This window comes from Campylobacter sp. RM9334 (assembly GCF_020138145.1).
Lineage (GTDB): Bacteria > Campylobacterota > Campylobacteria > Campylobacterales > Campylobacteraceae > Campylobacter_E.
The window spans coordinates 20,162-38,901 of sequence record NZ_JACGAX010000007.1 but is presented as its reverse complement, the minus strand read 5'-3'; the positions used below and the strand labels follow the sequence as shown (position 1 = coordinate 38,901).

Genomic DNA, 18,740 nt, shown 5'->3' with positions numbered 1-18,740 from the left:
TTAATGGAAAAAGCAGATATTTTAGTGCTTGACTTTGGGTCGCAATATACCCAACTTATTGCTAGAAGACTTAGAGAGCAAGGAGTTTATACACTTATTTTACCATTTAATATTAGTGCGAATGATATTAAAAATTATGAGCCTAAAGGTATTATTTTAAGTGGTGGTCCTGCTAGTGTTTATGCAAATGATGCTTATTTTTGCGATAAAGAAATTTTTGATTTAGGTTTGCCGATTTTAGGGATTTGTTATGGAATGCAGTTAATGGCTCATCATTTTGGAGCAGTTGTTGCACCTGCAGGGCATAAAGAATATGGTAAAGCTAAAATTAGTATTCAAGAAGATAGTTGTTTATTTAAAAACTTACCTAAATCTCAAGTGGTTTGGATGAGCCATTCTGATAAGGTTGAGAATTTACCAGCAGGATTTAAAACTATTGCTGTTAGTGATAATAGTCCATTTTGCGTATATGGTAATGATGAGAAAAAAATGTATGCCTTACAATTTCATCCTGAAGTTCAACATAGTGAATTTGGTAAAAATATTCTTAAAAACTTTGCAAAATATGTTTGCAATTGCGAAAGCGTTTGGAATATGGGTTCATTTGCTAAGACACAAATTGAAAAAATTAAAGAGCAAGTTGGAGATAAAAAGGTTCTTTGTGCAATTAGTGGTGGTGTAGATAGTAGCGTTGTGGCTGCATTGCTTGCTAGTGCTATTAAAGAACAAACTATTTTAGTTTTTGTTGATACTGGATTGCTTAGAAAAAATGAAAAAGAGCAAGTAGAAAGTATGCTTAAATTAAAATTCGGAATAGAATTAAATACTATTGATGCAAGAGAAATTTTCTTAAAAAAATTAAAAGGTGTAACAGACCCAGAAACTAAGCGTAAAATTATCGGAAATACCTTCATTGAAATATTTGAAGATTTTGCAAAAAAACAAGAAGGTGTTGAATTTTTAGCTCAAGGTACTTTATATACTGATATTATTGAAAGTAGCGTTGTAGGTAGCTCAAAAACAATTAAGAGCCATCACAATGTAGGTGGCTTACCTGAAAAGATGAATTTAAAATTAGTTGAACCTTTAAAAGAAATATTTAAAGACGAAGTAAGATTGCTTGGACTTGAATTAGGTCTTACTAAAGACTTAGTATATCGCCATCCTTTCCCAGGTCCAGGACTTGCAATTAGAATTATGGGTGAAGTAAATGAAGAAAGCCTAAATATCTTAAAAGAAGCTGATGATATTTTCATTCAAGAGCTTAAAGCAAATGGTTATTATGATAAAACTTGGCAAGCATTTTGCGTATTGTTAAATGTAAGAAGCGTTGGAGTAATGGGTGATAATAGAACCTATGATAATGCAATAGCTTTAAGAGCAGTTGATGCAAGTGATGGTATGACAGCTACATTTTCTCATTTACCTTATGAATTATTAGAGAATGTAAGTAGAAGAATTATAAACGAAGTTAATGGAATTAATAGAGTAGTTTATGATATTTCTAGTAAGCCACCTGCAACTATAGAATGGGAATAAAATTCCAAATAACCCTAGCTTAATTAATACCTAAGCTAGGGTTAATACAACTCTTTTAAAAACATTTAAATCCTTTTATAAAAATATCAAGCTTTTTAATGAGAAGATTTTAATATAAAATAAATTATATTAATAAAAATTAGAATTTTAATTGTCTTTTATGTATTTTAAATACTATTCAAGCAAAAAAGGTAAAACTATGAAATGTATTAGTAAAATTTTTAATATTTTAAAACTTATTATAGGTATTTTAAAAAATATTTTTCTTGCTTTATTTATAATTTTTTTTATACATCTTGTATCTTTAATTTATATCAATGTTTGTAATGATATATTATTGCTTTGCACGATAGTTTTTGCTTTTCTTTATTTGTTAATGTCAATGATTATAAGAGATTATAAACCTTCTAAAAAAGTTTTATATATTTTTATTACTTTATCAACTTTGCTAATAATTTCACAATTTTATATAACACATATAAAAGAACCAAATGAATTAATAAAAATGATTATAAGTTCTAATAAAGGGTATTTTACAGATGGAAAGAAAGGCGGATATATCTATGTGATAAAAAATGATTTAGATTTATTTGATTATGTTAATACAAAAATAAGAGATAATACTAAAAAATATTTTGAGGATAGTGGATTTAAACAAATTAAATTTAAAAATAATGTTTATTATTGCAAGAAGATTATAAAAGGTCAATATTATGATATAACATTCGTTAGTAATGAAACGGACAATGGTATTGTGATGAAAGATATTGTAATAAGATACGAGCCATTTCTTGGAATAGAATATATACAAGATTTATTTTAATAAAAAAGGAAAGTAATGAAAAACTATATTAATATGCTAATATCTTGGGTTATTATTAATTTAAATAGCAAGGATAAAGCTTTAATAGATTTTGATTATTTTAAAGCTATGTTTTTTCCATTTTCTTATTTGAAGATTAGTATTTATAGATTTTTATTATTCTTGTTTTATTTATCACTTTATTATTCTGTTGATCTAGGGCTTTTAACTAAAGCATTTTCACATAACTCAAATGATAGCTATATATTTTTCAACATAATTTTTACAATTATTCATTTTTTATTACTGCCTTATATGTGGTTTTTTGCTAGTTTTAAAAATAAAATTTCACATAAAATCAATATTGAATATGCGTATATAAGTTTGATTTTTATTGTTGCATTATTGTATCTTTTTTATAATATTTTTCCTAGTTTTAGCTTATTAGTTATATCTTTAATAATACATATTGTGTGTTATTTTTTTAGAGTTAAGACAATTTATTTATTTTTTTAACTATTGCTATTTTTATTACTTACTATCAACAATTTTATAAAATATTTTCAGAAGAAGTTATTTTAAATATTAATTTGTTTTATATGTATTTAGCTCTTGCAATAAATTATATTTACAATAAAATTATTTCAAAACTAAAATAATATAATGCGAGAATATATGACTTTTAAAAATGATTTTATTGTATTTATAAAAAATATACTTTTTTATCTAGCTTGGTTTTTCTTTTTCGTAGCTTTAGCTTTGTTTTATTTAATCAATATAAATCCATTGAGTTTTAATAATCACTTGGATTTTATAATTTATTTGATAATTTTAAGCCTATCTTTTATGCTTTATTATATAATTTCTAAAAGATTAAAAAACTTTGAAATATATTTAAAAGATAGATTTTTTAGTGTTTTAAAATATTTTTCATTTTATATAATGTTTATTGCCTTAGCTAATGCTTTATTTAATCTTTATGTAAAAAATGATTTTATTTTAGACATTATTTATGCGATTTTATTTTTCATAATTTATAAATTAGTTGGTAAAAATACAATTAAATATCAAGCACTTGTTTTAGCTATCTTGCTAGTATTTTGCGCCTATAAATATTATGATTATTTTTTAAAACAGCCAAATGAACTTGTAATGCAGATTATAAAGGCTAAAAAGATTAATTTTAATGATTATTTTTTAGTAGATGATATTAATTTAATCAATGCACTTAATAAAAACATAAAGGATAAAAGCCCTTATGAAGTTTATGAATATTTTAAAGAATTTAAAATGCTAAGGTGTTATAAAAATGCTAATATTTGTTATAAAAATGTAGTGTTTGGTAAGACTATTTTCATAGCTTTAATTTATAAAGATAAAGTAATCCAAGAAATTCATTATAAGGTATATAAGTAGGATTTGCTTATTTTGTGTAAAGTAGATTTATTTTCTATCTGCTTTATAATATATTTTATTTATTTGATTATCTTGCAATTTTATTGCTATATCAACTGGGTTTTTATAAATAGTGTCTTGAAAATACAGCATATTATTTTTCTCATTTTTTCTAAATCCATATTCTTTTAGATATTTAAGAATTTCATCATTGTTTTTATCTAGTAATACAGCGTTGAGTTCTTTTGTAGTAACTTCATTTATTATGCAATATCTTTGATTTTCTAGGCAAGTTTTATTAGCATTTATGATTTTTGCTATTAAATCATTTTGCTCTTTTATAAAAAATTCATAGTATTTATAAGCAGATACTAAAGCTAAAATTATTAAAAAGTATTTATTAAATTTAATCTCATCTAATCTCTTTTTAATACTTCCATAAATAGCAGAAAGCAAAATTGCAGATATAAAATAATAAGCAAAATTAAAGCCCATAAAAAGCTCAATCAAGCCAACAACTACGCATAACCAAGATAAATAATAAGATAAATATTGTAAGAGCTTTATAATTTTATGCAACATTTCACTACTTCATAATACAAGTATTAGAAATATTTAGGATTTACCTAAGTAAATCCTTATTTTTTAGATAGTTCGTTTATCATATCTATAAGCATTTGTGGAGATTTTGCATAAGCTAAATTGATTACATATTTTCCATTTACAATAAAAGTTGGAGTTCCGTAAGTATTAGCAATTTCATTTGCAATATCAGTTGAGCTTAATAAATATTTTCCTTCAGGGCTTTGCAAGAAACTTTCTAATTTTTTCTTTGAAATTCCAAGAATACTTAGACCAGATTTATAAAATTCATCAGGATTATTATTCCAAGTTGATTTATTTTTAAACATTTCAACAAAATAAACGCTACTAATTTTATCATATAGGCTATTTTTATCAATCAAGCTAATTTTATTTTTTTCATCTTGATAATGTGCGTATGCAAGTAAATTAGCCATTTCTTGACCAAATTTTCCCCAAGTTTTTACCATCATTAATCTAATATCCAAATCTTTTAATTGCTCTTTTATTAGTCCTAAAGTATTGTGATTGTGGTGTAAATAACAATGCGAACATTGATAAGACCATATTTCTGTTAAAGAATTATCAGAATTTGGAATTGGATTTTCAAGCACATTGTATTCTACACCTTCACTTAAGGCAAATAAGTTTGAACTAACAAGCAACACTAAAGCTAACTTTTTAATTTGTTTTAACATTTTTTCTCCTTAAAAAAATTGCATAAATATATAAAATTTTAATTAATAAAAATTTTCTATTAGAAATGATAATGATTAACAAAATATCGTATAATAATGGTTCAATTTAAAAAAAAGGATAAAAAATGAAAAAGATATTTTCTTCAATCATCGCTACTGCGATTTTAGGCTCAAGTGCTTATGCAATTACTATTGATGAAGCTAGTGTAAAAGCTCATTTTACTGGTTTTAAAATGGAAAAAAAATTAGGTGTTCCTGGTGTTATTGATGATGCTAAATTTGAATTTAGCAAAACAAGTGGCTCTGTTGTAGATATTTTAAACGGAACTAAAGCAAGTATGGATTTTGCTAACGAAAATACAAAAGATAAAATTCGTGAAAACAATATCCATAGAACTTATATTGCAAATCTAAAAAATAGCAAAATTGAAGCTAGTTTAAAAGATGTAAAAGGTGATGAAACAAGCGGAAGTGCTACAGGTGTAATCACATTTAATGATATTACAAAAGAAATTCCAATGACTTATAGCGTAGCTGATGGTAAATTAGTTGTAAAAGGAGTAATAAATATGAATACTGATTTTAATACAACTGAAGCATTTACAGCACTTTCAACTGATAAACAAATCTCGGCACTTCACGGAAAGAAAACTCACGAAGAAGTTGAAATTTATTTTGATGTAGATGTTAAATAATCTTTAAAGGCTAGAATACTAGCCTTTAAAAAACTTAAGGATTATTTAAATTGATTTTAATAGATTGTATTGATATTGATAAAGCTTACGGCGAAAAAGTTATTTTAAAAAATGTAAATTTTAGTATAAACGATGGCGAAAAAATCGCAATAATAGGTAAAAACGGGCAGGGCAAATCTACATTTTTAAAAATAATTACTAAAGAAATAGAACCTGATAATGGTAGGGTATTGATTAATTCAAGTATAAATTTTTCTATGCTTTCTCAAAGCATTAATATAGATTATAATCTTAGCGTAGATGAATATATTAAATTAGAATTAGGCGATATTTTTAATGCTTTAAGCGAATATAATGAGATTAATTCTAAACTATCAACTAATCCAAATGATAAAGAATTATTGCAAAAACAACAAATTTTATTTGATTTAATAGAGAGCAAGGACGCTTGGAGTATTGATAGTAAAATAAATAGAGCTTTAAAAGAATTTGAATTAAGTAGTTTTATAAATAGAAATCTAGCAAGTCTTAGTGGTGGGGAATTAAGAAGATTAAGCCTTGCTTGTATGCTGCTTAAATCTCCTGATGTTTTGATTTTAGATGAGCCTACGAACCACTTAGATGTAACTATGTGTAAATACCTTGAAGATATGTTAAAAGCTAGTAAAAAATGTGTTATTTTTATAAGTCACGATAGATATTTTATAGACAATATTGCAAGTAAATGCGTAGAAATAGAAGATGCGAAATTAAGAGAATTTGAAGGTGGGTATTCAAATTATTTACAAGCTAAGGCAAAATTACTAGAAAGCCTTAATAAAAGCTATGAAACTTTAGTAAAACAATTAAAAAGCGAAGAAGAATGGCTGCGTCGTGGGGTAAAAGCAAGGCTTAAGCGAAACGAAGGCAGAAAAGAGCGTATTTTTAAAATGCGTGAAGAGGCTAAAAAAAATCCTAGTATTTTGAATAGACTAAGAGTTGAGCTTGCCCGTGCAAGTGATATAAAATCAAATCCACTAATAGCAAATAAGAAAAAAATGCTTTTTGAATTACACGATATTAGCCTAACGCTAGGCGAAAAATTATTATTTAAGCCATTTAATGCAAGGATTTTACAAGGTGAAAAAATAGCAATTGTAGGCAAAAACGGCTGTGGAAAATCTAGCTTTTTACAAATTTTACTTGAAAAACTTCGCCCTAGCAGTGGTTTTATTAAAAAAGGTGAGATAAATATAGGATATTTTGACCAGAAAAAAAATGATTTAAAAGATGATGAAACTTTGATTGAGTATTTTTGTCCAAATGGCGGTGATACTATCAATGTGAAAGGCTCTAATATGCATGTATATGGATATTTAAAGCATTTTTTATTTCCTAAAGAACAACTTACTTATAAAATCGGCTCACTTAGTGGTGGCGAAAAAAGTAGGGTGGCTTTAGCAAAACTTTTTACAAAAGATTATGAAGTATTAATTTTAGATGAGCCTACTAATGATTTAGATATTGCTACGATTAATATTTTAGAGCAATATTTAATGGATTTTAAAGGTGCTTTGATATTTGTAAGTCATGATAGATATTTTACAGATAGACTTGCTACTAAGCTTTTTGCCTTTTCAAATCAATCAATTGAAATTGAAACTATGAAATTTAGTGAGCTTTTAGAATTAAACGATGAATTAAGCGAGTTAAATAGTGAAATAGAAAATGATAAAGAAAAACCAGTAAAAGTTGAGCGTAAAAAAAGCGTAAAATTAAGCTATAAACAAAATAAAATCCTAGAAGAACACCCAGTTAAAATTGAAGAGATTGAAAAAGAAATTAGATTATTAAATGAATACTTAAGCGACCCTACAAAATATGAAAAATATGGGATATTGGCTCTTAATGAAAGACTTGAGAATTTAAATCAGGAATTAGAGCTTTTAGAAAATGAGTATTACGAAGTTTTAGAACTTACAGAAAGGTTAGAAAATGTTGATAATTAGTATAATTAGTGTAATTTTTGTGATTGAAACAATACTTAAATTACTTGAAATAAATCATATTAAAACAAAAACAAATAAAGGTTTTTTAAGTGATGAGCAATTTATAGAATTTAAAAATATAGCTATAGTTGAGCATAAATTTTCAATACTAAATAATTTTTTAGCACTTATTTTAAATTGCGTATTTATATTGGTGTTATTTAATGTATTAAAGGTTCATTTTGAGCCTAATTCACTGCTTGATAATACTATTTTAGTTTTATTGTATTTTATTATAAATTCTTGCATTCTAACTTGCTTAGATTATTATAAAACTATGGTTGTTGATACCAAGCACGGCTTTAATAAAAAAACTCCTAAAATGTATTTTAAAGACCTTTTAAAATCATTAATCTTATTAGTAATTATAGGTGGAGCTTTAGTTTATATTTTGCTTTTTGCTATTGCTAAATTAGGCGAGTTTTGGTGGATAGGTGGCTTTGTTATTTTATTTATTTTTAGTCTTTTAGCTATGGTTATTTATCCTAATTTTATAGTTCCATTGTTTAATAAGTTAAGCCCTGTAGAAGGTGAATTAAGAGATGATATTGCAAAATTATTAGATGAATGCGGCTTTAAAAGTAATGGGGTATTTAGTATGGACGCTAGTAAAAATGATACTAGACTTAATGCTTATTTTGCGGGTATGTTTGGAGCAAAAAAAGTAGTTCTTTATGATACTTTAATCAACGCTATGAGTAAAGATGAATTACTTGCCGTATTAGCTCACGAATTAGGGCATTTTAAACATAAAGATATTTTAAAAATGCTTTTTATAAGTGGTTTAAATCTATTAATTACCTTTGCGTTTTTTGGATATTTTTCAAGTTTTTTTGAAAATCAATTTAATTTAGAAGGCTTTGTATCTAGTCCGTTGTTTGCTTTTATTATGGTAGGCTCGGTAATTTCGTTTATTTTAAGTCCTATTTTAAATTCTATTTCAAGAAAAAATGAATTTAGTGCAGATAAACACGGAGCAATAAAAACTAGCAAAAACGATATGATAAGTGCTTTAAAGGTATTAGCTATTCACAATAAAGCCTTGCTAGATCATAACGCTATTTATGAAATGATTTATAAAACTCATCCGAGTTTAAGTAGAAGAATAAGTGCATTAAATGATAGCCACATTTAACGAATTAAAAGCCCTAAGCAATGAAGTAATTGCAAGACAGATTATAATGGAGTATTTTTCATATTCAATGCTTGAGTATTCAGTTGCAAGGGCAAATGTGATAAATCCAAGCGATAAAATTAAACTTTTAAGTATTGCAAACGAATACAAAAACGGCACTCCATTGCAATATATATTCTCAAAAACTTATATAAAAGATTTAGAATTTAAATGTGCTAAAGGAGTGTTAATTCCTAGAAATGATACTGAAATACTAATAGATTTAGCAATAAATCTAATAAATCAAAATAATATAAAAAATATTTTTGAAATAGGTTTTGGAAGTGGGGTTATTAGTATATTTTTAAAATTATTTACAAAAGCAAATATAAAAGCCTGTGATATAAACAAATTAGCCTTAAAACTAGCCAATGAAAATGCTAAATTACATAATGTAAATTGTGATTTTTTTATTAGCGATTTTATGAAAGTTAATTTTAAAGACTATGAACTAATTATCTCAAATCCTCCATATATTAGCACCGAATATAATTTAGATAAATCAGTATTAAAAGAGCCTAAAACAGCGCTTTTTGGTGGTAAAAAAGGATATGAAATATTATTTAAAATAATTGATAAATGTTATTTAGAAAATGTGAGATTTTTAATGTGCGAATTTGGATATGATCAAAAAGAAATCCTAAATGATTATCTAAAAGAAAAGAATTTTAAGGCTAGTTTTTATAAAGATTTAAATGGTTTTGATAGAGTTTTTATAGCAGAAAGGTTAGATTATGAAAAAAATTAATGATTTTTTATTAGCTGGAATAATTTTTGTAGAATTATTCATAGGAATTGTTGTTGCTCCTATTATTTTTTATCCTAGTGCAATTATTGGAGATGGGATTTTAAGCCACTTTCAAAGCGGACTTTTGATGACACAAGTGTTTGTAAAATTTAATTATTTGTTACTTTTCGTAAGTTTATTAAATATTATTTATGAAAGTATTTCAAATAAATTATTTAGTTTAAAGTCAATTTTAAGCCTAATAATTTTGATTTTAGCCTTAGTATTTGTATTTTATTATACAGCTAATGTGCTTGATATGCAGGCTTTAGGCGTTACTGATAGTAAAGATTTTAATGATAATCATAAGCAAAGTGAAATGATTTTTAAAGTTATAGTTATTTTACAATTAATATTATTTTTTACTAAGAAAAAAGAAAAATAGGCTATAATCGGCAAAATTTAAAAGGAGTTTAGTATGCAAATTAACAATAACATACAAAGCAATGTCTTAATGGCTCAAAATAAAGCTACTCAAAAAGTTGAAGATACTTCGGTAGAACAACTAAATGAGAAAAAAGTAAGTGAAGAAAAATTAAGCGAGAAAAAATATCAAGAAATCAGCACTCAACAAGATGAAATGATTTCAAAAATTCAAAATAATAATACAAATAAAGTTGATTTGAAAAATGATTTAGAAAAAATAGAAAATAGTTTAAAAACAGCAAATAACAATAACGATAGATTTAAAAATGAAGATTTTTCTAAATTAAACGCTAATTTTTTAAAGCAAAATGAAGAAAGTTTTAAAAACGCTCAACAAGTTAATTTTAACCAAACTCAAATAGCATCATTATTAGCGTAATTTTAAGGGTTTTTTGCCCTTAAAATTGATATTCAAGAGATTTTGAAATTCTTTGTATTTTAGCGCTTCTTGTTTCTTCATTATTTAAAGTAATTTCCATATCAATATTTGTCTTTTTACTAGCAGTATTTATTATTTTGTAAAAATATAAAAAATCATTTTTATAAGGCAAATTAAATTCATTTTTTGGCAGTTTTAAAAATTGAACCAAATACCCTTCAATTATTATATGTTCAATTTCATTTTTACTAGCAATCACAAAATAATCGTTATTATCCTTAACTCCTAAATAACTAATAATGCAATCATTTACATAATAAGACCTTAGCATTATTTCTTCTTTTGAATTATAAAATTCATCATTTTGCCTAACACAAGCTGTAAAACATATCAAAATTACTAAAAATAAAGCTTTTTTCATTACTTCTCTTTCGTTTAATTTATAAATTTATAATTTTTAATAAAAAAGGTTAATCAATGAAAAAAGCATTCGCATTTACTGGCCCATCAAATTCGGGCAAAACTACACTAATTTGTAAAATTTCAGAGCATTTACAAAAGCTTGGCTTAAAGGTAGCAATAATTAAGCACGACCCAAAAGATAAAGCAGTATTTGATACGAATGGTAAAGATAGTTTTAAATTCTATCAAACGGGTGCTGAAGTTGCAGTTTTAAGCCCTGTAAAAACCACTATTTTTTATCACGAAAGCTTAGAAATAGAGCAAATAATAAAGCAATTTAGTGCTGATATTGTTTTAGTTGAAGGACTTAAAAGTTTGCCTTTACCAAGATTATGTGTGTTTTGCAAAGAAGTTGATGAGAGTTATTTAGAATATTCTTTAGCATTAGCTAGTTATTCTAATAAAGATTATGGTTTAAAGCAATTTAATTTAGATGATATTGCTAGTATTAGTGAATTTGTTTTGAATAATGCTAAGGAGATTTAATGCAAGAAATAATAGAAGCTATAAAACAAAGCGTTTTAAAGATTAAGCAAAGCTTTGATAACCCTGAATATGGCTATACAGAATTAAGCAATGCTAGTGGGGATTTACAATTAAAACAAGATGTATTAAGCGATATGATAATTACAAACGAGCTTAGTAAAATTGGCTCAATTAAAGCAATTATCAGTGAAGAAAAAGAAAATCCGCAATTTTTATACGATGATGCAAAATATATAGTTGCGTATGACCCACTTGATGGCTCTTCTTTATTTGATGTTAATTTTGCAGTAGGGAGTATATTTGCTATCTATGAAAATACTGCAGAGCCTAATAGTTTAAAAGCAGCTATTTATTCAATTTATGGTCCTAGAACCCAATTAGTAGTTTGTATAAATGAGCCAAAATTATATGAATACGATGGAAAAGAATTTAAATTCTTAAAAGATTTAAAACTAAATGAAAAAGGTAAATTAAACGCAACAGGCGGCACTCAAAAAGATTGGAGTAAAGCTCATAAAGCAATGATTGATAAAATATTTAGTGATGGATACCGCTTAAGATATAGCGGTGCTATGGTTAGTGATTTACATCAGATTTTAATAAAGGGTGGTGGATTATTTTCATATCCAAATACAAGCGAAGCTACATTAAATGATGGTAAATTAGGAAAACTTAGGGCTTTATTTGAAGTATTTCCTTTCGCTTATATTTACGAAAAAGCTGGTGGATTTTCAAGTGATGGGATAAAAGGCTCTAAAGGATATGAGAGTTTACTTAATTTAAAATTTAGCACAATTCACGCAAGCACACCTTGTTATCTTGGTTCAATCAGTGAAAAGGCATATTTAGATGAATATTTATGAGAGTAATTTGCAAATTGCTAAAAAAAATTTGCAAGATTGCCAACAAAAAACACAAAATAAATTATCTTGTATAGATTGTGAAAAGCTCTGTGAGTGCGATATAAGAAATGCTTTTGTAAAGGCTACTTATGAAAATATGTCGCAAGGTGCTTCACAAGATTTTAATTTTTAAGGATTTAGATGAAAACATATATTACAACTCCAATTTATTATGTAAATGACAAAGCTCATATAGGTCACGCATACACTACTATAATTGCTGATACGCTTGCAAGATTTGCTAGACTTAAAGGAGATGAGACTTTCTTTTTAACAGGCACTGATGAGCATGGTCAAAAAATAGAAGAAAGCGCTATCAAAAACAACGAAAGCCCAAAAGCTTATGCTGATAAAGTTAGTAAAAGTTTTAAAGATTTGTGGGCTGAACTTGAAATTAGTAATGATTATTTTATTAGAACAACTGATGAAAATCATAAAAATTGCGTTCGTAAGATTTTTTTAAAAATGTATGAAAAAGGCGATATTTATAAAGATGAATACGAAGGTCATTATTGTGTATCTTGCGAGACTTTTCATACAAAAACTCAATTACTTGATAATGATAAATGTCCTGATTGTAAAAAGCCTACTAGAATTTTAAAAGAAGAAAGCTATTTTTTTAGACTAAGCAAATACCAAGATAGATTATTAAAATGGTATGAAGATAATCCTACTTGCATTATGCCAGCTAGCAAAAAAAACGAAGTAATAGCATTCGTAAAACAAGGCTTAAGGGATTTATCGGTAACTAGAACTAGCTTTTCTTGGGGTATAAAAATACCTGATGAATTAAATGATAGTAAGCATATAGTTTATGTATGGCTTGATGCCTTGAGTAATTATTTGAGTGCTTTAGGGTATTTAGATAATGATGAAAAAATGTCTTTTTGGCCTGCAAATATTCAATTAGTTGGTAAAGATATTTTAAAATTCCACGCAATTTATTGGCCTTGTTTTTTAATGAGCCTTGATTTAGAGTTGCCTAAAATGATAGGAGCGCATGGCTGGTGGACGGTTGAAGGCGAAAAAATGAGTAAAAGTGTAGGAAATGTAATAAATCCTATTGATGTTAAAAATGAATTTGGCAATGAGCCTTTAAGATATTTTTTATTATCTCAAATGCCTTTTGGAAATGATGGAGATTTTAGCAAACTTGCAATGGTTAATAAAATAAATGCTGAATTAGTAAATGAATTAGGTAATTTATTAAGCAGAAGCATATCAATGGCTAAAAAATATTTTGATTTAAAAGTGGAATTTGTATCAGGATTTAGCGAAGAATTAAATAAAGCAAATGAATATTTTAAAGCAAGTATAAATGCTATAAATGAGCTTAGAATGAATGAATATATAAGCGAAATTATGAAAGCTTTAAGTATAGCAAATGCGATGGTTTCAAAATATGAGCCTTGGACTATGATGAAAAATAACGAAAGCAAACAAACTCAAAGCTTATTAGTAGTAATTTTTAACATTTTAAAAAATGCTAGTATTTTATTAAGTCCTGTTATGCCAAAAGCTAGTGTAAAAATAGCTAATGCTTTAGGAGTAAATATTGATACTAAAACATATAACGATATGTTTAATTTACAAAAAGAATTTAATTTAAACGAATGCGAACATTTATTCTCAAGAGTTGAGCTTAAAGTTGAAAGCAAAGAAGAAGTAAAAAAAGAATTAAAAGAGCCAAAAATCAAAATTGATGATTTTGCAAAAATCAAAATGCAAGTAGCAACCGTCTTAGAATGTGAAAATGTAGAAGGTAGTGAGAAATTATTAAAATTCCAACTTGATTTAGGAACTGAAAAAAGACAAGTTTTAAGCGGAATTGCGAAATATTATAATGCTAAAGATTTAGTTGGCAAACAAATTATTTTACTTGCTAATTTAGAGAGTAGAAAAGTATTTAAGCATTTAAGTGAAGGTATGATTTTAAGTGCTAAAAATTCAGATGAAAGCTTAGTTTTATTAACACCACTTACTAAATGTGAAAATGGTGCAGTGATTGGATAAAAATTGGAAATAACTAATTTTTCAGAATTAATTAATGCAAAAATTATTAATAAGCCTAGTGTTTCTAGGCTTAAAGATTTTTGCCTTAATTTAAATAGCGTTACTAATGCTAGTGCGTTTTTTACCAATGAACAAGCATTAGCTAACGAAGCTATTAAAAAAGGTGCTTATGCGATAATTAGCACTAAGGATTTATCAATTAGTGATAAAGAAGTAGCATTTTTAAAAATAAATGATTTTGAATTTGCTTTAACAAGATTGCTTGCGTTTTATTCAATTGATAAAAGGGTGGTTTTATTAGATGAATTAAGCATAGAGTGTTTAAATAGGCTAAATATTACTACTTTAAAAAATGACTTATTTTATGATTTTGAAAATATTTTAAAAAATAATTTAATTTTTTGCTCAAGCAAGGAATATTTAGATAAATTAAGCTTAAGCTATGAAAATATAAAGTATTCTTATGAAATTATTAAACGCTCTAGTTTTTTTTATCAAGATTTAATATTAAATGATGAGTATTATTACAATGTTTTTATACCTATAATATTTACAGAACAATTTGCAAAAATCAATGTATTTAAAGAACTAAATATCAATTATTCAAATCTTAAATTATTAGATTTTATATTTTTAAATGATAATAATGAAATAGTCAAAATGAGCGAAGGCTCTAAGGTTGTGTTTTTTGAAAATAACGAATTAATCATTAGCGAAATCAAAAAACATTTAAATTTATTTGAAATCACCAAAATAAAAAATCATACTTATATGTTATATAAAGGCGATAAAAATAAATTTATTAATGAATTAAATGTATTTAACGAAGGGTTATTTTTATGATTTATATAGTTTCTTTTGCGTTTTCTTTTTTGATGCTTTATTATTTAGCTTTAGTATTGCAGTTAAATAATTATAAATTTAAAAGAGTTTTATTTAATTTTTCTAAAAAGCGTTGGCATTTTTATTATCTAATAGCACCATTTTTACTCTATGTAATTACTTGTGATATTAATCATTTTTTAGCCTTAGGAGTAGCTATAATTTATCTTTTAGCTTTAATTATTTTAGCAAAAAATATTGATAAACCTTTAGTATTTACAGCTAGGATTAAGAGATTATTTTTATTTAATTTATTAGGTGCTTTTGTATTTACCCCAATTCATTTTTATTACAAACTTGACCCACATACCTTAGATATTATAATTTTTGCATTTTTACTTTCGTATATTTGTGAGTATTTTGTAAATAAGAGTTTTTACAATAAAGCTTACAATAAAATAAGCAATTTAAAAGATTGTAAAGTAGTATTAATCACCGCAAGTTATGGTAAAACAAGTATCAAACATTACCTAGCTAGTATTACTCAAAACTATTTTAAAATTCATTATGCTAAAGGTAGTATCAACACTCTTTTAGGGCTTATTAAAGATATTAATGAAAACCTAGACCCAAATACAAATTTATTAATAATAGAAGCAGGTGCTAGAAAAAAGGGCGATATAGAAGAAATCACAAAATTAGTCCGCCCTCATTATGTAATAATAGGACAAATTGGCACAGCTCATTTAGAATATTTTAAAAATATAGAAAATACTAAAGAAGTTAAAAAAGAAGCCCTAAAAAGCACTAGATTAGAATTAGCAATCACTCATAGTAGTGTAGGTGAGAGCTTTAGCTATGATAGTGCTTTAAGTGAGATAAAAGCTAGTTTAGATGGGCTTAGTTTTAAATGCAATGATGAAAAGTATTTTGCTAATTTATTAGGTAGTTTTAATGCTAGTAATTTATGTGCTTGTATTTACCTAGCTAAGGCTTTAGGTTTAAATTACGAGCAAATTTGCAAAGAAATAGCTAATTTAAAAGCTACAGAACATAGATTACAAATCATCTCTCGTGAGCCAAAATTTATAATTGATGATGGATTTAATGGTAATTATGATGGTATGAGTGATAGTTATAGAATAATTAAAGATTATAACTTAGGTAAAAAAGTCTTAGTTAGTCCAGGGATAATTGAAGCAAGTGAAGAGTTAAACAAAAAACTATGCGAAGTAATTAATGAATGTTTTGATTTAGCAATTATTACAAGTGAGACTAATGCTAGAATATATGATGAGAATTTAAAAATTAAAAAAATCATTCTAAAAGATAAAGCAAAATTAATTGAAACTTTAGCTAATGAAACTAAAGAAAAGGATTTAATAATATTCTCAAATGACGCTCCTAATTTCATATAAAATAGAATAAAATTATTAGCTAAAAAATTTTTTAGATAATAATTTTTATTATTTACCAATTATTATCCTATATTATTTATTATTACTTCACATTTTTAAAAGGAGATATAATGAAACAATTAACAACGGATTTTGGTAACCCAATAGGTTCAAATCAAAACTCACTTAGTGCAGGTGCAATGGGACCGCTTTTAATGCAAGATTATCAATTGATTGAAAAACTTGCTCATCAAAATAGAGAAAGAATTCCAGAGCGTGCAGTTCATGCAAAAGGAAGTGGAGCTTATGGAGAATTAAGAATAACACAAGATATTAGCAAATATACAAAAGCAAAAGTTTTTGCTAAGGGTGAAGTTACTCCACTTTTCTTACGCTTTTCAACAGTTGCAGGTGAAGCAGGTGCAGCTGATGCTGAAAGAGATGTTCGTGGCTTTGCGATTAAGTTTTACACAAAAGAAGGTATTTGGGATTTAGTAGGTAATAATACTCCTACATTTTTCTTAAGAGATGCTTACAAATTCCCTGATTTTATTCATACTCAAAAAAGAGACCCAAGAACTCATTTAAGAAGCAATAATGCTGCATGGGATTTTTGGACTTTAACTCCTGAAGCACTACATCAAGTAACAATTCTTATGAGTGATAGAGGAATTCCTGCATCATATCGCCATATGAATGGATATGGTTCTCATACTTATTCATTTATTAATGATAAAAATGAAAGATTTTGGGTTAAATTTCACTTTAAAACCAAACAAGGAATTAAGTGCTTAACAAATGAAGAAGCAGAAAAAATCATAGCAAAAGATAGAGAATCTCATCAAAGAGATTTATATGAAAATATTGAAAAAGGAAATTTCCCTGTTTGGAGCGTAAAAGTTCAAATCCTTGCGGAAAACGAAGTTGAAAAACTTGGATTTAATCCATTTGATTTAACAAAAGTATGGCCTCATAGCATTGTTCCATTAATTGAAGTTGGAGAAATGATATTAAATCGCAATCCACAAAATTATTTTAATGAAGTAGAGCAAGCTGCATTTAGCCCAAGCAATATTGTTCCAGGTATAAGCTTTAGCCCTGATAAAATGCTTCAAGCTAGAATTTTTAGCTATCCTGATGCACAAAGATACAGAATTGGTGCAAACTATCATCAATTACCTGTAAATAGAGCTAGAAATGAAGTTAGCACATATAATGTTGCAGGTGCTATGAATTTTGGTATAGGTGATAATTTAGCTAATGGTGCTTATTATGAGCCAAATACTTTAGGTGGTGCAAGTGAAAACGCTAAATATCTTGAGCCTGATTTGGCAATAGGTAATAGTGCAGCTAGATATGCTCCGCTTGATAATGATTTTTATACACAACCAAGAAATCTATTTAATATCTTACCTGCTGATGAAAAAGAAAGACTATATAAAAATCTAGCAGCAAGTTTTGATGGTGTAAAAGATGAAATTATTGCAAAAGCTCTGGCACATTTTGAAAAAATTAGCCCTGAATATGCAAATGGCGTAAGAAAAGCTTTAGGAAAATAAAATGCAATTAAGTAGTGCCGAATTAGCAAGATACGATGAATTATGTAAAATGGCGTTGGATTTTGCAAGAAATAATGATTACAACACTCTCCTTAACATGATAAAGGCAGGATTTAATGTTGATTTTAAAGACCATCGTGGAAACACACTTTTAATGTTGGCTTGTTATAACGGCTCTTACGAATGCGCTCAAATGCTTATTAGCAATGGTGCAAGTGTTGATATGAAAAATGATAAAGGTCAAACTCCACTAGCTGGAGTTTGCTTTAAAGGTTATTTAAATATCGTAAAACTGCTAGTAGAAAACGGAGCAAATATTGATGAAAACAATGGTTTAGGAATGACTCCTTATACATTTGCTTTAATGTTTGGAAGAACTGAAATTGCTGAATATTTAGCTTCTCAAAAATCTAGTATATTAAAAAAATTAACGTTAAAACTCTTAAAACTCTTCAAAAAAGTATAAAATTTAAAAGCAAATAATATTTTTTATAAATAATTAATATTATTTGCTATTTTATGATATATTTTTGCAAAAAATTTTAAAGGAGATAAAATGTTAAATTGTAACAATCTAAATTCTTTTGTATTATTC

21 protein-coding genes are annotated in these 18,740 nt (G+C 26.4%); 18 read left to right on the top strand and 3 right to left on the bottom strand.

Translation table 11 applies throughout. From position 1 onward, the window contains the following. The first annotated feature begins 3 nt into the window (after positions 1-3). From guaA to AVBRAN9334_RS04555, 4 genes are all read left to right on the top strand, one after another. A complete protein-coding gene (gene guaA / locus AVBRAN9334_RS04570; RefSeq protein ID WP_214117549.1) occupies positions 4-1,539 on the top strand; it encodes a glutamine-hydrolyzing GMP synthase in 1,536 nt (511 codons plus the stop codon). Between the two features lie 376 nt (positions 1,540-1,915). Next, positions 1,916-2,362 (top strand): hypothetical protein, encoded by a 447-nt coding sequence (locus tag AVBRAN9334_RS04565; RefSeq protein ID WP_336607139.1) that lies wholly within the window; start codon positions 1,916-1,918, stop codon positions 2,360-2,362. 15 nt (positions 2,363-2,377) lie between these two features. Further along, the gene (locus tag AVBRAN9334_RS04560; protein ID WP_336607138.1) at positions 2,378-2,857 is read left to right on the top strand and encodes a hypothetical protein; all 480 of its coding nucleotides are present in this window, start codon (positions 2,378-2,380) and stop codon (positions 2,855-2,857) included. Positions 2,858-3,004: 147 nt separating this feature from the next. Beyond that, positions 3,005-3,757 carry a hypothetical protein gene (locus tag AVBRAN9334_RS04555; protein ID WP_336607137.1) on the top strand — a complete coding sequence of 251 codons (753 nt, stop codon included), beginning with the start codon at positions 3,005-3,007 and terminating at the stop codon, positions 3,755-3,757. Positions 3,758-3,784: 27 nt separating this feature from the next. Here the strand turns inward: AVBRAN9334_RS04555 and AVBRAN9334_RS04550 are convergent, their stop codons facing one another. After that, positions 3,785-4,318 carry a hypothetical protein gene (locus AVBRAN9334_RS04550; protein ID WP_336607136.1) on the bottom strand — a complete coding sequence of 178 codons (534 nt, stop codon included), beginning with the start codon at positions 4,316-4,318 and terminating at the stop codon, positions 3,785-3,787. 56 nt (positions 4,319-4,374) lie between these two features. Continuing rightward, the gene (locus tag AVBRAN9334_RS04545) at positions 4,375-5,016 is read right to left on the bottom strand and encodes a thioredoxin domain-containing protein (RefSeq protein ID WP_214117544.1); all 642 of its coding nucleotides are present in this window, start codon (positions 5,014-5,016) and stop codon (positions 4,375-4,377) included. A gap of 125 nt (positions 5,017-5,141) precedes the next feature. On the opposite strand from AVBRAN9334_RS04545, the gene AVBRAN9334_RS04540 reads away from it, so the two are divergent. From AVBRAN9334_RS04540 to AVBRAN9334_RS04515, 6 genes are read left to right on the top strand one after another with little or no spacing between them, the layout of a single operon-like run. Next, entirely contained in the window at positions 5,142-5,711 is a 570-nt protein-coding gene (locus tag AVBRAN9334_RS04540; RefSeq protein WP_214150635.1) for a hypothetical protein, read from the top strand. Between the two features lie 50 nt (positions 5,712-5,761). After that, positions 5,762-7,699: a ribosomal protection-like ABC-F family protein gene (abc-f, locus tag AVBRAN9334_RS04535; RefSeq protein ID WP_336607135.1), complete on the top strand. Its 1,938-nt coding sequence runs from the start codon at positions 5,762-5,764 to the stop codon at positions 7,697-7,699. Beyond that, entirely contained in the window at positions 7,686-8,873 is a 1,188-nt protein-coding gene (locus AVBRAN9334_RS04530; protein WP_336607134.1) for a M48 family metallopeptidase, read from the top strand. The genes abc-f and AVBRAN9334_RS04530 overlap by 14 nt, the downstream gene beginning before the upstream one ends. Continuing rightward, positions 8,857-9,660 (top strand): HemK/PrmC family methyltransferase, encoded by an 804-nt coding sequence (locus AVBRAN9334_RS04525; protein ID WP_336607133.1) that lies wholly within the window; start codon positions 8,857-8,859, stop codon positions 9,658-9,660. The genes AVBRAN9334_RS04530 and AVBRAN9334_RS04525 overlap by 17 nt, the downstream gene beginning before the upstream one ends. Beyond that, a complete protein-coding gene (locus tag AVBRAN9334_RS04520; protein ID WP_336607132.1) occupies positions 9,647-10,084 on the top strand; it encodes a DUF4149 domain-containing protein in 438 nt (145 codons plus the stop codon). The genes AVBRAN9334_RS04525 and AVBRAN9334_RS04520 overlap by 14 nt, the downstream gene beginning before the upstream one ends. 33 nt (positions 10,085-10,117) lie before the next feature. After that, positions 10,118-10,504: a hypothetical protein gene (locus tag AVBRAN9334_RS04515; protein WP_336607131.1), complete on the top strand. Its 387-nt coding sequence runs from the start codon at positions 10,118-10,120 to the stop codon at positions 10,502-10,504. Between the two features lie 19 nt (positions 10,505-10,523). On the opposite strand, the gene AVBRAN9334_RS04510 is transcribed toward AVBRAN9334_RS04515, so the two are convergent. Further along, positions 10,524-10,925, bottom strand: coding sequence for a hypothetical protein (locus AVBRAN9334_RS04510; protein ID WP_214117537.1), 402 nt, complete (start codon positions 10,923-10,925; stop codon positions 10,524-10,526). 56 nt (positions 10,926-10,981) lie between these two features. On the opposite strand from AVBRAN9334_RS04510, the gene mobB reads away from it, so the two are divergent. The 8 genes from mobB to AVBRAN9334_RS04470 all read left to right on the top strand — a co-directional run bounded on the left by mobB (position 10,982) and on the right by AVBRAN9334_RS04470 (position 18,611). Further along, entirely contained in the window at positions 10,982-11,452 is a 471-nt protein-coding gene (gene mobB / locus AVBRAN9334_RS04505) for a molybdopterin-guanine dinucleotide biosynthesis protein B (RefSeq protein WP_214117536.1), read from the top strand. Continuing rightward, positions 11,452-12,315, top strand: coding sequence for a class 1 fructose-bisphosphatase (locus AVBRAN9334_RS04500; protein ID WP_214117535.1), 864 nt, complete (start codon positions 11,452-11,454; stop codon positions 12,313-12,315). The genes mobB and AVBRAN9334_RS04500 overlap by 1 nt, the downstream gene beginning before the upstream one ends. Further along, complete coding sequence (locus tag AVBRAN9334_RS04495) at positions 12,302-12,487, top strand: hypothetical protein (protein ID WP_214117534.1); 186 nt, start codon at positions 12,302-12,304, stop codon at positions 12,485-12,487. Before AVBRAN9334_RS04500 ends, AVBRAN9334_RS04495 begins: the two co-directional genes overlap by 14 nt. An 8-nt stretch (positions 12,488-12,495) precedes the next feature. Then, positions 12,496-14,367 (top strand): methionine--tRNA ligase, encoded by a 1,872-nt coding sequence (gene metG, locus AVBRAN9334_RS04490; RefSeq protein WP_336607130.1) that lies wholly within the window; start codon positions 12,496-12,498, stop codon positions 14,365-14,367. 3 nt (positions 14,368-14,370) lie between these two features. Then, on the top strand, positions 14,371-15,210 hold the full coding sequence (locus AVBRAN9334_RS04485; RefSeq protein ID WP_336607129.1) for a hypothetical protein: 840 nt from the start codon (positions 14,371-14,373) through the stop codon (positions 15,208-15,210). Continuing rightward, positions 15,207-16,607 carry a UDP-N-acetylmuramoyl-tripeptide--D-alanyl-D-alanine ligase gene (locus AVBRAN9334_RS04480; protein WP_336607128.1) on the top strand — a complete coding sequence of 467 codons (1,401 nt, stop codon included), beginning with the start codon at positions 15,207-15,209 and terminating at the stop codon, positions 16,605-16,607. The genes AVBRAN9334_RS04485 and AVBRAN9334_RS04480 overlap by 4 nt, the downstream gene beginning before the upstream one ends. 110 nt (positions 16,608-16,717) lie before the next feature. Further along, positions 16,718-18,145, top strand: coding sequence for a catalase (locus AVBRAN9334_RS04475; RefSeq protein WP_214120328.1), 1,428 nt, complete (start codon positions 16,718-16,720; stop codon positions 18,143-18,145). 1 nt (position 18,146) lies between these two features. Next, the gene (locus AVBRAN9334_RS04470; protein ID WP_214120329.1) at positions 18,147-18,611 is read left to right on the top strand and encodes an ankyrin repeat domain-containing protein; all 465 of its coding nucleotides are present in this window, start codon (positions 18,147-18,149) and stop codon (positions 18,609-18,611) included. Positions 18,612-18,740: the final 129 nt, after the last annotated feature.

Bases quoted from the DNA above. Each gene is read 5' to 3' on its own strand.
- guaA (WP_214117549.1), top strand. From the start codon at position 4: ATGGAAAAAGCAGATATTTTAGTGCTTGACTTTGGGTCGCAATATACC.
- AVBRAN9334_RS04565 (WP_336607139.1), top strand. From the start codon at position 1,916: ATGTCAATGATTATAAGAGATTATAAACCTTCTAAAAAAGTTTTATAT.
- AVBRAN9334_RS04560 (WP_336607138.1), top strand. From the start codon at position 2,378: ATGAAAAACTATATTAATATGCTAATATCTTGGGTTATTATTAATTTA.
- AVBRAN9334_RS04555 (WP_336607137.1), top strand. From the start codon at position 3,005: ATGCGAGAATATATGACTTTTAAAAATGATTTTATTGTATTTATAAAA.
- AVBRAN9334_RS04550 (WP_336607136.1), bottom strand. From the start codon at position 4,318: ATGTTGCATAAAATTATAAAGCTCTTACAATATTTATCTTATTATTTA.
- AVBRAN9334_RS04545 (WP_214117544.1), bottom strand. From the start codon at position 5,016: ATGTTAAAACAAATTAAAAAGTTAGCTTTAGTGTTGCTTGTTAGTTCA.
- AVBRAN9334_RS04540 (WP_214150635.1), top strand. From the start codon at position 5,142: ATGAAAAAGATATTTTCTTCAATCATCGCTACTGCGATTTTAGGCTCA.
- AVBRAN9334_RS04530 (WP_336607134.1), top strand. From the start codon at position 7,686: ATGTTGATAATTAGTATAATTAGTGTAATTTTTGTGATTGAAACAATA.
- AVBRAN9334_RS04525 (WP_336607133.1), top strand. From the start codon at position 8,857: ATGATAGCCACATTTAACGAATTAAAAGCCCTAAGCAATGAAGTAATT.
- AVBRAN9334_RS04520 (WP_336607132.1), top strand. From the start codon at position 9,647: ATGAAAAAAATTAATGATTTTTTATTAGCTGGAATAATTTTTGTAGAA.
- AVBRAN9334_RS04515 (WP_336607131.1), top strand. From the start codon at position 10,118: ATGCAAATTAACAATAACATACAAAGCAATGTCTTAATGGCTCAAAAT.
- AVBRAN9334_RS04510 (WP_214117537.1), bottom strand. From the start codon at position 10,925: ATGAAAAAAGCTTTATTTTTAGTAATTTTGATATGTTTTACAGCTTGT.
- mobB (WP_214117536.1), top strand. From the start codon at position 10,982: ATGAAAAAAGCATTCGCATTTACTGGCCCATCAAATTCGGGCAAAACT.
- AVBRAN9334_RS04500 (WP_214117535.1), top strand. From the start codon at position 11,452: ATGCAAGAAATAATAGAAGCTATAAAACAAAGCGTTTTAAAGATTAAG.
- AVBRAN9334_RS04495 (WP_214117534.1), top strand. From the start codon at position 12,302: ATGAATATTTATGAGAGTAATTTGCAAATTGCTAAAAAAAATTTGCAA.
- metG (WP_336607130.1), top strand. From the start codon at position 12,496: ATGAAAACATATATTACAACTCCAATTTATTATGTAAATGACAAAGCT.
- AVBRAN9334_RS04480 (WP_336607128.1), top strand. From the start codon at position 15,207: ATGATTTATATAGTTTCTTTTGCGTTTTCTTTTTTGATGCTTTATTAT.
- AVBRAN9334_RS04475 (WP_214120328.1), top strand. From the start codon at position 16,718: ATGAAACAATTAACAACGGATTTTGGTAACCCAATAGGTTCAAATCAA.
- AVBRAN9334_RS04470 (WP_214120329.1), top strand. From the start codon at position 18,147: ATGCAATTAAGTAGTGCCGAATTAGCAAGATACGATGAATTATGTAAA.